Origin of the sequence: Methylobacterium jeotgali (assembly GCF_022179345.1) — a bacterium.
Taxonomy (GTDB): Bacteria; Pseudomonadota; Alphaproteobacteria; order Rhizobiales; family Beijerinckiaceae; genus Methylobacterium; species Methylobacterium jeotgali.
In genome coordinates this window covers 17,444-30,255 of sequence record NZ_BPQR01000038.1, presented here as the reverse complement: position 1 = coordinate 30,255, position 12,812 = coordinate 17,444, and the positions used below count along the sequence as shown (strand labels likewise).

General features: G+C 70.4%; 12 protein-coding genes. 8 read left to right on the top strand and 4 right to left on the bottom strand.

Translation table 11 applies throughout. From position 1 onward, the window contains the following. The first annotated feature begins 148 nt into the window (after positions 1-148). The 3 genes from MFF04_RS11405 to MFF04_RS11395 all read left to right on the top strand — a co-directional run bounded on the left by MFF04_RS11405 (position 149) and on the right by MFF04_RS11395 (position 3,568). Entirely contained in the window at positions 149-2,260 is a 2,112-nt protein-coding gene (locus tag MFF04_RS11405) for a TonB-dependent receptor (RefSeq protein ID WP_238275858.1), read from the top strand. Between the two features lie 103 nt (positions 2,261-2,363). Next, positions 2,364-2,780: an NADH:ubiquinone oxidoreductase subunit NDUFA12 gene (locus MFF04_RS11400; protein WP_238275856.1), complete on the top strand. Its 417-nt coding sequence runs from the start codon at positions 2,364-2,366 to the stop codon at positions 2,778-2,780. 140 nt (positions 2,781-2,920) lie between these two features. After that, entirely contained in the window at positions 2,921-3,568 is a 648-nt protein-coding gene (locus MFF04_RS11395; protein WP_238275855.1) for a DUF2155 domain-containing protein, read from the top strand. Positions 3,569-3,580: 12 nt separating this feature from the next. Here the strand turns inward: MFF04_RS11395 and aat are convergent, their stop codons facing one another. The 4 genes from aat to MFF04_RS11375 form a co-directional block, all read right to left on the bottom strand. Then, positions 3,581-4,255: a leucyl/phenylalanyl-tRNA--protein transferase gene (gene aat, locus MFF04_RS11390; RefSeq protein WP_238275853.1), complete on the bottom strand. Its 675-nt coding sequence runs from the start codon at positions 4,253-4,255 to the stop codon at positions 3,581-3,583. A 134-nt stretch (positions 4,256-4,389) separates the two neighbouring features. After that, positions 4,390-5,901 (bottom strand): aspartate ammonia-lyase, encoded by a 1,512-nt coding sequence (locus MFF04_RS11385; protein WP_238275852.1) that lies wholly within the window; start codon positions 5,899-5,901, stop codon positions 4,390-4,392. A gap of 26 nt (positions 5,902-5,927) precedes the next feature. Continuing rightward, a complete protein-coding gene (locus tag MFF04_RS11380; protein ID WP_238275851.1) occupies positions 5,928-6,869 on the bottom strand; it encodes an amino acid ABC transporter substrate-binding protein in 942 nt (313 codons plus the stop codon). 6 nt (positions 6,870-6,875) lie between these two features. Continuing rightward, a complete protein-coding gene (locus MFF04_RS11375; RefSeq protein WP_238275850.1) occupies positions 6,876-8,159 on the bottom strand; it encodes a dicarboxylate/amino acid:cation symporter in 1,284 nt (427 codons plus the stop codon). Positions 8,160-8,437: 278 nt separating this feature from the next. Here MFF04_RS11375 and MFF04_RS11370 point away from each other — a divergent pair, with 278 nt between their 5' ends. From MFF04_RS11370 to MFF04_RS11350, 5 genes are read left to right on the top strand one after another with little or no spacing between them, the layout of a single operon-like run. After that, on the top strand, positions 8,438-9,355 hold the full coding sequence (locus MFF04_RS11370; RefSeq protein ID WP_238275849.1) for a branched-chain amino acid ABC transporter permease: 918 nt from the start codon (positions 8,438-8,440) through the stop codon (positions 9,353-9,355). A 5-nt stretch (positions 9,356-9,360) separates the two neighbouring features. Continuing rightward, entirely contained in the window at positions 9,361-10,740 is a 1,380-nt protein-coding gene (livM, locus tag MFF04_RS11365) for a high-affinity branched-chain amino acid ABC transporter permease LivM (protein WP_238275848.1), read from the top strand. Continuing rightward, entirely contained in the window at positions 10,740-11,606 is an 867-nt protein-coding gene (locus tag MFF04_RS11360; RefSeq protein WP_238275847.1) for an ABC transporter ATP-binding protein, read from the top strand. The genes livM and MFF04_RS11360 overlap by 1 nt, the downstream gene beginning before the upstream one ends. Then, complete coding sequence (locus MFF04_RS11355) at positions 11,603-12,418, top strand: ABC transporter ATP-binding protein (protein ID WP_238275846.1); 816 nt, start codon at positions 11,603-11,605, stop codon at positions 12,416-12,418. The genes MFF04_RS11360 and MFF04_RS11355 overlap by 4 nt, the downstream gene beginning before the upstream one ends. Continuing rightward, positions 12,415-12,789: a DUF6867 family protein gene (locus MFF04_RS11350; protein ID WP_238275845.1), complete on the top strand. Its 375-nt coding sequence runs from the start codon at positions 12,415-12,417 to the stop codon at positions 12,787-12,789. The genes MFF04_RS11355 and MFF04_RS11350 overlap by 4 nt, the downstream gene beginning before the upstream one ends. Positions 12,790-12,812: the final 23 nt, after the last annotated feature.

Genomic DNA, 12,812 nt, shown 5'->3' with positions numbered 1-12,812 from the left:
GCGATCGAGCAACGAAGGGCGACTTATAGATTATAATACTTATAATCTAGTTTCTCGCTCGGCATATCTTGGCCGATCCATGTCCGATAAGCTGCACCATCTTCCAAGACTTGCTTCGATCGCGGTCATCGCGACAGGCCTATCGGCGATGTCGCATCCTGCGCGGGCACAGGCCGGGCGGACGCCCGCGGCGGAGGACGCGAGCGTCCAGCTCGACACGCTCTCGGTGGAGGGAACCGGCACGGCGCGCGGCGTGGTTCCGGCCTATGCCGGCGGGCAGGTGGCGCAGGGCGGCCGCCTCGGCCTGCTCGGCAACGCGGAGACGAAGAAGTCTCCCTTCAGCGTCAGCAGCTACACCGACCGCTTCATCCGCGACCGGCAAGCGTCGACGGCGTCCGAGGCGCTCGCCCTCGACCCCTCCGTGCGCGCCACGCAGACGACGGGCGCGCCGTTCGACTCGTTCTACATCCGCGGCTTTCCCATCAACGAGGGCACCAGCGGCGAGTTCGCCTTCGACGGCGTCTACGGCGTCGCCCCGAGCTTCCGCGTCTTCACCGATTACGCCGAGCGCATCGAGGTTCTGAAGGGCCCCTCCGCCGCGCTCTCGGGCGTCGCGCCCAACGGCGGCGTCGGCGGCGTCATCAACGTGGTCCCGAAGCGGGCCGGCGAGGACCTGACCCGCTTCACCCTCGACTACGGCTCGGCCGCGCGGGGCGGCGGCGGCTTCGACATCGCGCGGCGCTACGGCGCGAACCGGGAATGGGGCGCGCGGATCGTCGGCAGCCTGCGCGGCGGCGACACGCCCATCGACCGCCAGTCCGAGACGACGGGCGTCGGGGCGCTGGCCCTCGACTACCGGGGCGAGCGGTTCCGGGCCTGGCTCTACCTGCTGGCGCAGAAGGACCGCTTCGACGCGCCGCTGCGCCCGTTCCTGCTGCGGGCCGGAGTTCCCGTGCCAAGGGCGCCCGACGGCAGCCGGAACCTGACGCAGCCCTGGGAATACTCGGACATCGACGACCGCGGCGGCCTGCTGCGCCTGGAATACGACCTCGCCGATCAGGTCACGCTGTTCGGCGACGTCGGCGGCTCGCGGACCGGCGTCGAGCGCTACTTCGCCTCCGCTCCGACCATCACGAACCTGCGCGGCGACACCACCACGGCACCGCAGTTCTACAGCCTCGGCGTCGACCGCCTCACCGTCGACGGCGGCGTCCGGGCTCGGTTCGACACCGGATTCGTCCGCCATGCCTTTGTCGTCCAGGCCTCCCGCTACGACGAGGACACGGCCCGCCGTCTGCCCGCGGCGAACGGCAGCTACCTCTCGAACATCTACGCGCCGGTTCTGGCCCCCTTCATCGCGCCGACGGTGATCGACTCCCGGCCGCGCCTCTCCGACAGCACGCTGACGGGGGTCTCGGTCGCCGACACCCTGTCGGTGTTCGACGAGCGCATCCTCCTGACGCTGGGCGTGCGCCGGCAGGGCATCGAGGCCCACAACTACGTCTCGAACGTCGGCACCCTGGCCTCGTCCTACGACAAGAGCGCCACGAGCCCGCTCGTCGGCATCGTGGTGCGGCCGTGGGAGAACGTCTCGCTCTACGGCAACTACATCGAAGGTCTGAGCCGCGGCGACATCGCGCCGGTGACGGCGACCAATGCCGGCGAGATCCTCGCCCCCTACGTCGCCCATCAGGTCGAGGCCGGCGTCAGGGTGGACTGGGGCACGCTCGCCACCACGTTCAGCGCCTTCGAGATCACCCGGCCGATCGGCGAGCTCAGCCCGACGCGGCGCTTCGCCCAGACCGGCGAGCAGCGGGTCTCCGGGCTCGAATTCAGCGCCTATGGCGAGATCACGCCGGGGCTGCGCGTCCTCGGCGGCGCCACCCTGCTCGACGGCGTGCTCACGAGGACGGAGGTGGCCGCCAATGTCGGCCACGTGCCGATCGGCGTGCCCGGCGTGCAGCTCAATCTCGGCGCCGAGTGGGACCTGCCCTGGGTGCCGGGCTTCGCCCTCAACGGAGCGGTCGTCTACACGGGCCGCCAGTTCGTCGATGCCGCGAACACGCAGCCGCTCCCCGACTGGACGCGCCTCGACCTCGGCGCCCGCTACACCACCACGATCGAGGGGCGCCGGACGACGATCCGCGCCAACGTCGTCAACGTGACCGGCGCGAACTACTGGACGGGCGTGGCCTCCTTCGGGACGTTCTTCCAGGGCGCGCCGCGGACCTACCTGCTGTCGATGGCCGTCGATCTGTGAGGCCGTGCCGGGCGTCACCGGGCTCCGGTACCGCTGGACTTGGACGCCGCCCCTCTTCATAACGCCCGCGCGGGCGCGGCCGGCGCCGCCTGTCGAGGACGCGATGGCTCTCAAGGACACGCTGCTGCGGATCTTCACCTGGTGGAACGGGCAGACGATGTCGCTCGCCCTCTACACCGCGCGCAGCGGCCGCCTCGTCGGCACGGACGAGTTCGGCAACACCTACTACCGGGCGAACGGGCCGCTGATCGACCGCTCGGTCGGGCCGGAGCGGCGCTGGGTCGTCTACAACGGCTACGCCGACGCCTCGCGGGTGCCCCCCGGCTGGCGCGGCTGGCTCTGCCACGCCGTCGACGTGCCGCCGAGCGAGGAGAGCTACACCCCCCGCGAGTGGCAGAAGCCCCATGTCGAGAACATGACCGGCACCGCCGACGCCTACCGGCCGAAGGGCTCGCAGCTTTCCTGGGGCGCGCGCCCCGCCGCGACCGGCGACTACGTGGCCTGGACGCCGGGCGACTGACCCGGGTCCGGGCGACGGCTGCGGGCTCGGTGCAGGGGCGCGACGGACCGAAAATCCCGACCGCCCTTTTTCCACCACCGTTGCGGGCTTCAAGGCTCGCCGCGCCGGCCGTGCCGCGGCGCTGGCAAGGGGTCCGACCGTTGAGCCGATTCACCGCCGGCAGCCGCTCCGCCGCCCTCGGCCTCGCCGCGCTTCTGAGCGCGCTCGCGGGCCCGGCCGCCGCCGACAAGATCAAGAACCCGACCGCGGTGTTCTCCGGCCTCGACAAGATCACCGGCCGCATCGTCTCCTTCGAGGTGGCGGTGGACGAGACGGTGCAGTTCGGCGCCCTGCAGCTCACCCCGCGGGTCTGCTACACGCGGCCCCCGACTGAGAGCGCCAAGACCACGGCCTTCCTCGAGGTCGACGAGGTCACCCTCGACAACAAGTACCGGCGCATCTTCACGGGCTGGATGTTCGCCGCGAGCCCGGGGCTCCACGCCATCGAGCACCCGATCTACGACGTCTGGCTCGTCGACTGCAAAGGCGGCAGCGAGGTCGTGGTCGAGGCGAAGGAGCAGGAGGACATGCCCGCGCTCGCCGCCAAGCCGGAGAAGAAGCAGCGCCGCGAGGCGGCCAAGACCGCCCAGCAGGTCAACTCCGCCGGCCAAGTCGACGTCGAGGGCCCCCGCGGCGTGCCCGTGCAGCCGCGCCAGAAGCCCTCGCGAAAGTTCTTCCCCTCGAACGAGGGCCCGGCGCCGGCCCCCCCGCCGCAGCCGCAGAACTTCCTCGACGCCCTGTTCCGCTGAGCGGCGGCACCGTCACTCGGCGACGGCGAGCCGATCGAGGACGGCGGCGCCGGCTACGCCCGTGCGGGGCAGCGCTCCCCAGTCGCCCGTCTCGGACAGCGCCTCGGCGAGGCGGCGCCGGTAGATCTGCCGGGACACCGCCACGGCCCCGAACTGGGCGAGATGGTCGGTGACGAACTGCGTGTCGGCGAGCCGGTAGCCGCCCTCCCTGAGCCGCGCCATCAGATGCACCAGCGCGACCTTCGAGGCGTCGCGCGCCTCGTGGAACATGCTCTCCCCGAAGAAGGCGGCGCCGAGGGAGACGCCGTAGAGGCCGCCGACCAGCCGGCGCGGCGTGCCGGCGTAGACCTCGATCGTATGGGCGTGGCCCTGGTCGAACAGGGCGCCGTAGAGCTCGCGGATGCGGGCGTTGATCCAGGTGCGGGCGCCGTCGCGCCGGGGCGCCGCGCAGCCTGCGATGACCGCGTCGAAATCCGTGTCGCTGCGGACCTCGAACTGATCGGAGCGCACGGTCCGGGCGAGGCGGCGCGAGACCCGGAAGCCGTCCAGCGGCAGCACACCCCGCGCCCGCGGCTCGACCCAGTAGAGGGCCGGGTCGTCGGCGTCCTCCGCCATCGGGAAGATGCCGGCCGCGTAGGCCTTGAGCAGGATCTCGGGCGTGATCTCGACGCGGGGAACGTCATGCATGAGCGCATATCTGCCGCGCTCGGCCCCCGGCGACCAGGGCCGCCACGCTTGGAATCGCGAGGCACCGGCTCGACCCCGCGGAAGCATCACGGCGACGTGAACGGCGGAGGCGATAGCGGCACGAGCCGTCCCGGTCAGGTCGTGCCGGCCGTGCGCTGGCGCCGGGTCGGGTGGGTCATCGCCTCGAGCTCGAGGAGCTGGTCGAGCTGCTCGCGGGTCAGCAGGCCCTCCTCCAGCACCAGCTCGGCGACGGGGCGATTCTCGCGCAGCGCCCTCTGCGCCACCCGCGAGCTCGCCTCGTAGCCGAGCGTCGGCGCCAGCGCCGTGACGAGGCCGATCGAGCCTTGGACCAGGCTGCGGCAGCGCTCGCGGTCGGCCTCGATTCCCTCAACGCAGCGCTTGGTCAGCGTGTCGACGGCCGCCGTCAGCATCCGGAGGGAGGAGAGGGTGCAGTAGCCGATGGTCGGCTCGAAGGCATTGAGCTGGAGCTGGCCGCCCTCGGCGCAGAGCGTCACCGTGAGGTCCTGCCCGATCACCATGTAGGCGACCTGGTTCACGACCTCCGGGATCACCGGGTTGACCTTGCCCGGCATGATCGAGGAGCCGGCCTGAACGGCGGGCAGCCGGATCTCGCCGATCCCCGTGCGGGGGCCGGAGGAGAGCAGACGCAGGTCGTTGCAGATCTTCGAGAGCTTCACCGCGACGCGCTTGAGGACGCCGGAGAACAGCACGAAGGCCCCGAGGTCCGAGGTCGCCTCGATGAGGTTTCCGGCGAGCACCATGGGCTGGCCCGCGAGCCGCGACAGCTCCTCGACGGCGAGCGCCGCGTAGCGCGGATCGGCGTTGATGCCGGTGCCGATGGCGGTCGCCCCGAGATTGACCTCGCGGAACAGGGCGACGATCTCACCCAATCGCGCCACGTCCTCCTTGATCGTGGCGTGGAAGCCGTCGAACTCCTGGCCGAGCGTCATCGGCACCGCGTCCTGGAGCTGGGTGCGGCCCATCTTGAGCACGTCGGCGAACTCCACCGCCTTGCCCTTGAAGGCGTAGGCGAGGTCGTCGAGAGCGCGGATCAGGGGCTGAGTCGCGAAGATCACCGCGAGCCGGAGCGCCGTCGGGTAGGCGTCGTTGGTCGACTGCGCCATGTTGACGTCGTCGTTGGGGTGGAGCGTCTCGTAGGCGCCCGGCGTCTTGCCCATCAGCCCGAGGGCGACGTTGGCGATGACCTCGTTGGCGTTCATGTTGGTCGAGGTGCCGGCCCCGCCCTGGATCGCGTCGACGACGAAGGCCTCGGTGTAGCTCTTGTCGGTGGCGACCAGCGCGCAGGCTCGGTCGATGGCGTCGGCCTTCTTCAAATCGAGGTAGCCGAGGCGGCGGTTGGCGCGGGCGGCTGCCTGCTTCACCAGCGCCAGCGCCCGGACGAACTCGGGAAAGTGCCCGACCGGCACGCCGGTGATCGGAAAGTTCGCCACCGCGCGCTTGGTGTGGATGCCCCAGAGCGCGTCCGCCGGGACGTCCCCGTAGCCGAGAAGGTCGTGCTCGGAGCGGACCCGCTCGCCCTGCATCTCGACGGTGCGCACCGTCGCCACGGCGAGGTTGCCGTCCGGAGGCTCGGCAACGGGAGCGGGCGTCGACTCGGGTTCCATCGCGAAACCTCCTCGCGGGCGCGGGCTCAGTCCTGAAGGCCGATCACCTGGAAGCTGGTGCGCAGCTCGTCGGACATCGGCACGTTCAGGCGTTCGCCGTTCGGCAGACGCTTGAGGAACCACTTCTCGTAGGTCCAGCGCAACTCGCGGGACTCCGCGAGCCGGGAGAAGGTGCCCGAGACGACCGCTGCGAGCTCGAGATCGTTCTTGCGGAACATGATCGCGTAGGGCTCGAAGGAGAGCTTGTCGGCGAGGACCGTGTAGTCCTTCGCATCCGGCCCGCCGCCGGCGATCAGCCCGTAGAGAAGCACGTCGTCGAGGGCGAGGGCGTCGGCGCGCCCGTCGCGGACCATCGCGAAGGACTCGGCGTGGTCGCGGCCGGTGACGATCTCCGCCTGGATGCCGAGCCGGGCGAGCTGGGTTCGCACCACGCTCTCGTTGGTGGTGCCGGCCGTCACCGCGACGCGGCGGCCGCCGAGATCGCGGTAGGAGGCGACCGGCGACCCCTTGCGCACGAGGAGCTTCGTGGCGCTGATGAAGGTCACCGGCGAGAACGAGACGCTCTGGCGGCGCTCGGCGTTGGCCGTGGTCGAGCCGCATTCGAGGTCGATTCGGCCGGAGGTGACAGCCTCGATCCGGGAGGCGGAGGTCACGGGCTCGTAGACGACCTTCAGGTTGTCCTGGCCGATCTCGCGTTCGATGTCCTCGACGATCTCCTGGCACAGGTCGATGGCGTAGCCGATCGGCCGCTTCGCGCCCGCGGGCGCGGCGTCCGGCGAGGCGGGCGGGGCCGCACCGGCGGCGCCCTCGACGAAGGAGAAGGGCAGCGAGCTCGTGCGGTAGCCGATGACGACGGTGTGGGTCCGGGCGACCTTGCCGAGCGTACCCGTCAGCACCTCGATCGCGCCCGCGTCAGGCGCGCCGGCGGCGAGCAGCAGGAGCGCGGCGAGGAAGCCGGAGCGGAGCATGGGCGCCTACTCCGCCGGTTCCGGCACGGGGTCGGTGTCCCGGTCGAGGCGCTGGTCGGCCGCCGCGAGCTGGCCCTCCCACTTCGCCACCGCGACCGTGGCGACGCTGTTGCCGAGCACGTTCGTGGCCGAGCGGCCCATGTCGAGGAACTGGTCGATGCCGATGATGAGCAACAGGCCGGCCTCCGGGATGTGGAAGGTCGAGAGCGTCGCCGAGATCACCACGAGCGAGGCACGCGGCACGCCGGCCATGCCCTTCGAGGTGACCATCAGTAGGAGCAGCATGGTCATCTGCTGCCCGAGGCTCAAGGGGACGTTGTAGGCCTGCGCGATGAACATCACCGCGAAGGTGCAGTACATCATCGATCCGTCGAGGTTGAACGAGTAGCCCATCGGCAACACGAAGGAGGTGATGCGGTTGGGCACGCCGAAGCGCTCGAGGTTCGAGAGCGTCTTCGGGTAGGCCGCCTCGCTCGAGGCCGTCGAGAAGGCCAGCACGAAGGGCTCCTTGATCAGGTTCAGGAGCCGGCGGATGCCGGGGCCGCCGAGCAGGACGAAGCCCGCGAAGGCGAGCAGGCACCAGAGCATGCCGAGGCTGAAGTAGAACTCGACCATGAACTTGCCGTAGGTGACGAGCACCCCGAGTCCCTGGGTGGTGATGGTCGCCGCGATCGCCGCGAACACGGCGACGGGGGCGAAGTTCATCACGTAGCCGGTGACCTTAAGCATCACCTCGGCCAGCCCCTCGATGCCCTGCGCGAGGAAGCGGCCCTTCTCGCCGAGCGCAGCGAGCCCGACCCCGAAGAACACCGAGAACACCACGATCTGCAGGATCTCGTTGTTGGCCATCGCCTCGACGGCGCTCTTGGGCACGAGGTGGGTGACGAACTCCTTCAGGGAGAGCGAGGCGGCCTTGAGGTTGGTGCTCGCCCCCGCATCCGGCAGCGGCAGGTTCAGCGCGTCGCCGGGGCGCAGCAGGTTGACCATCACCAACCCGAGCAGAAGCGAGCAGAAGGAGGCGCCCACGAACCAGAGCAGCGCCTTGCCGCCGACCCGGCCGACGGAGGCCGTGTCGCCCATGTGCGCGATGCCGACGACGAGCGTCGAGAACACCAGCGGCGCGATGATCATCTTGATGAGCCGCAGGAACACGTCGCTGATGAGCGAGATGTAGCCGGCGATCTCCTTGGCCGTCTGCGGATCGGGCCAGGTGATGCTGCACAGGTAGCCGACGACGATGCCGAGGATCATGCCGATGAAGATCAGCGTCGTGAGGCGATTGGATCGCATCCTGTCCTCCGCGGGCCCGGTGGGCACGAATACGGGCATCATCCCTGTTTGACGGATGTGGTGCATGTTCCAGGCCACATGTCCAGGCGAGACGCACCGCGTCCGGGATGAAGAGGTGACATCCGAACGTGCTTCCCCCACCGGCACGGGAGATGCTTGCGTTCGGCCCCCGGCGGCGGCAAGCCGTTCGACGGCCAGCCTTTCCCTGGCGGTCCGGCTATGCTTCAACCGCCTTCGTACCCGCCCTCCGGCGGGCCGCGCGGACATCTCGAGGGCCGATGGACGTCTTCGTACAGCAGCTCATCAACGGCCTGACGCTAGGCTCGATCTACGGACTGATCGCCATCGGCTACACGATGGTCTTCGGCATCATCGGCATGGTGAACTTCGCCCATGGCGACGTCTTCATGGTGTCGAGCTTCGTCGCGCTGATCCTGTTCCTGCTCGTGACGACCTGGCTCGGCGTCTCCTCGATCGCGCTGGCGCTTCTCTTCGTGCTCGTCGCGACGATGCTGCTCACCGCGCTCTGGGGCTACGCGATCGAGCGCGTCGCCTACCGGCCCCTGCGGGGCTCCTTCCGGCTGGCGCCGCTGATCTCGGCGATCGGCGTCTCGATCTTCCTGGCGAACTTCGTGCAGGTGGCGCAGGGCGCGCGCAACAAGCCGACGCCGCCGATGCTGGGGGGCGCCTTCACCCTGTTCGAGCGCGACGGCTACGCCGTCAGCCTCTCCTACAAGCAGTGCGCGATCATGCTCGTCACCGCGGTGCTGCTCGCGGGCTTCTGGTACCTCGTGCAGAAGACCTCGTTCGGGCGGGCGCAGCGCGCCTGCGAGCAGGACCGGCGCATGGCCGCGCTTCTCGGCATCGACGTCGACCGCACGATCTCGCTGACCTTCGTGCTCGGCGCGGCGCTCGCGGCGGTCGCGGGCGTGCTCTACCTCGTCTACTACGGCGTGGTCTCGTTCTCGGACGGCTTCGTGCCCGGCGTGAAGGCGTTCACCGCGGCCGTCCTCGGGGGTATCGGCTCGCTGCCGGGCGCCGTGCTCGGCGGGCTGATCATCGGCCTCGTCGAGACGTTCTGGTCGGCCTATTTCTCCATCGAGTACAAGGACGTAGCCGCCTTCTCGATCCTGGCGATCGTGCTGATCTTCATGCCCTCCGGCCTGCTCGGTCGGGCCGAGGTCGAGAAGGTCTGAGGGGGATGGGCGAGGCGAACGCGGTGCGGGGCTCGTCGACCGCGGCCATCCTCGGCGACGCGGCGCTCTGGGCGCTGGCGACGCTCGGCCTCTGCATCCCCATCGTCAGCTACCGCACCGATCTCAGCCAGACGAGCGCCCTCGACCTCACCCCCCGCTGGGGTCTCGTCGCCGCCTTCTGCGCGGCGGCCTTCGCCCTGCGCGTGGCCCAGCGCCTCTGGCTCGCCCGCCGGGAGGCCCGGCGCAGCGCCGCCGTGCTCCCGAAGGGGACGGACGGGCGCGTCGCGGTCGCGAGGCGCCGGCCTTCCCTCGGCGTGCCGCTCTTCGTCGGCTTCGCCCTGGCGATGCCGCTCGTCGCGACGCTCGCCACGGGCAGCCTCGGGGCGTCGCGCTACTGGATCGACCTCGGAATCCTGATCCTCACCTACGTGATGCTCGGCTGGGGGCTGAACATCGTCGTCGGGCTCGCCGGCCTCCTCGACCTCGGCTACGTCGCCTTCTACGCGGTCGGCGCCTACAGCTACGCACTGCTCTCCACGACCTTCGGCCTGTCCTTCTGGGTCTGCCTGCCGCTCGCGGGCCTGTTCGCCGGGCTCTGGGGCATCCTGCTCGGCTTCCCCGTGCTGCGGCTTCGGGGCGACTACCTCGCCATCGTGACGCTGGCCTTCGGCGAGATCATCCGCCTCGTTCTCATCAACTGGACGGACCTCACCAACGGCTCGGCCGGCATCGACTCGATCCCGCGGGCGACCTTCTTCGGCATCCCCTTCACGGCGGGCGAGGACGGCTTCGCGAAGACCTTCGGCCTCAGCTTCGACGCCATGCACCGGATCGTCTTCCTCTACTACCTGATCCTCGCACTGGCCTTGCTCACCAACCTCGTGACGCTCCGCCTGCGCCGCCTGCCGATCGGGCGGGCCTGGGAGGCGCTGCGAGAGGACGAGATCGCCTGCCGCTCGCTCGGGATCGACACCACGGTCACCAAGCTCACCGCCTTCGCGCTCGGCGCCATGTTCGGGGGCTTCGCCGGCTCGTTCTTCGCCGTGCGCCAGGGCTTTGTCAGCCCGGAGAGCTTCAACTTCCTGGAGAGCGCCATCATCCTCGCCATCGTGGTGCTCGGCGGCATGGGCAGCCAGGTCGGCGTGGCGATCGCGGCGGTGGCGATGGTCGGCGGGCCGGAGCTCCTGCGCAACCTCGGCTTCCTCAAGTCCGTCTTCGGAGAAGGCTTCGACCCGAACGAGTACCGCCTGCTCCTGTTCGGGCTCGCCATGGTGGCGATGATGGTCTGGCGGCCCCGCGGCCTCGTCTCGCAGCGCACGCCCTCTGCGACGCTTGGGCAGCGCAAGGCGATCTCCGGCGCCTTCGTGCGCGAGGGCCACGGCTGATGGCGGCTCGGGATGCGGTCCTCACCGTCGAGCACCTGACCATGCGGTTCGGCGGGCTGACCGCCGTCAACGACGTATCCTTCAGCGTGCGCCGCGGCGACATCACCGCGCTGATCGGCCCGAACGGGGCCGGCAAGACCACGCTGTTCAACTGCGTGACCGGCTTCTACCGCCCGAGCGAGGGCCGCCTGAGGCTGCGCCACGCCGACGGGGCCGAGCATCTCCTGGAGCGGATGCCGAACCACGCCGTCAACCGCCGGGCGCGGGTGGCGCGCACCTTCCAGAACATCCGCCTGTTTCCCGGCATGACCGTGCTGGAAAACCTGCTCGTCGCCCAGCACGCGCCGCTGATGCGCGCCTCCGGCTTCAGCCTGCTCGGGCTGATCGGGAGCCCCGGCTACCGGGCGGCGCAGGGAGAGGCGATCGCGCGGGCGAAGGCGTGGCTCGACCGGATCGGCCTCACCCCCCGCGCCGACGATCCGGCGGGCGACCTGCCCTACGGCGACCAGCGCCGGCTCGAGATCGCCCGGGCCATGTGCACGCGCCCCGTCCTGCTCTGCCTCGACGAGCCCGCCGCCGGCCTCAACCCCCGCGAATCGGCGGAGCTGAACGGGCTCCTGCGCCACATCCGCGAGGCGGAGGGCACCTCGATCCTGCTCATCGAGCACGACATGGCCGTGGTGATGGAGATCTCCGACCACGTCGTCGTGCTCGACTACGGCGTGAAGATCGCCGACGGCACGCCGGCCGAGATCCGCGCCGACCCGCGCGTCATCGCCGCCTATCTCGGCGTCGAGGACGACGAGGTCGAGGCCGTGGAGGCCGAGGTCGGCATCGAGCATGCCGCGATGGAGGCGGGGCGGTGAGCGTCGCCGGCATCAACGTCCTCGTCGAGGAGACGCGGGAGGCGCAGCGGCGGGCGGCCGAACCGCTCCTCGACGTGTCCGGTGTCTCGGCCTTCTACGGCAGCGTCGCCGCGCTCCGCGAGGTCGACCTCAGCGTGCGCGCCGGCGAGATCGTCACGCTGATCGGCGCCAACGGGGCCGGCAAGTCGACCCTGATGATGACGATCTTCGGCACGCCCCAGGCGCGCTCGGGCCGCATCACCTTCGAGGGCCGCGACATCACCCGGATGCCGACCCACGAGATCGCCCGGCTCGGGCTCGCCCAGTCGCCGGAGGGTCGCCGCGTCTTCCCGCGCATGAGCGTGCAGGAGAACCTCCAGATGGGCGCGGCGCTCCACGGCGGGCGCCATTTCGGCGAGGACCTCGAGACGGTCTGCGCCCTGTTCCCTCGCCTTAAGGAGCGGCTCGGGCAGCGGGCGGGCACCATGTCGGGGGGCGAGCAGCAGATGCTCGCCATCGCCCGCGCCCTGATGAGCCGGCCGAGGCTGCTGCTCCTCGACGAGCCCTCGCTCGGCCTCGCGCCGCTGGTCGTGAAGGGGATCTTCTCCGCGATCCGGGAGCTCAACCGGGCGCAGGGGATGACGATCTTCCTCGTGGAGCAGAACGCCTATCACGCCCTCAAGCTGGCGCATCGCGGCTACGTGCTCGTCAACGGGCGCATCACCATGAGCGGCGAGGCCCGCGCGCTCCTCGACGACCCGGCCGTGAAGGCCGCCTATCTCGAAGGCGGCGCCGGGGGCCATGCCGTGTCCACTGGGGAGGAGGCGTCGTGAGCCTCGGCCAGGGCCTGCTCTTCGAGGAGGATTCGCTCGGCGTCTTCCTGCTCGTCACCGTGGCGATGGGCGGCTGGGCCGCCTGGATGACGGCCGGCGCCATCGCCCGGACCTGGCGGCCGTTCTGGCAGTGCCTGCCGGCGCTGCTCGCGGTGGCGGCGGCGGTGCGCTTCATCCATTTCGCCCTGTTCGAGGGCACGCTGCTCTCGGCGCACTACTTCCTCGTCGACGCGGCCTTCGTGCTGATCGTCGGGGCGGTGGGCTTTCGCGCGACGCGGGCGCGGCAGATGGTGACGCAGTACCGCTGGCTCTACGAGCGCGCCGGCCCCTTGAGCTGGCGGCCGCGCTCTCCGGCGGGCGGAGAGCCGTGACGCCACCCCGCGACCGGGCGGGA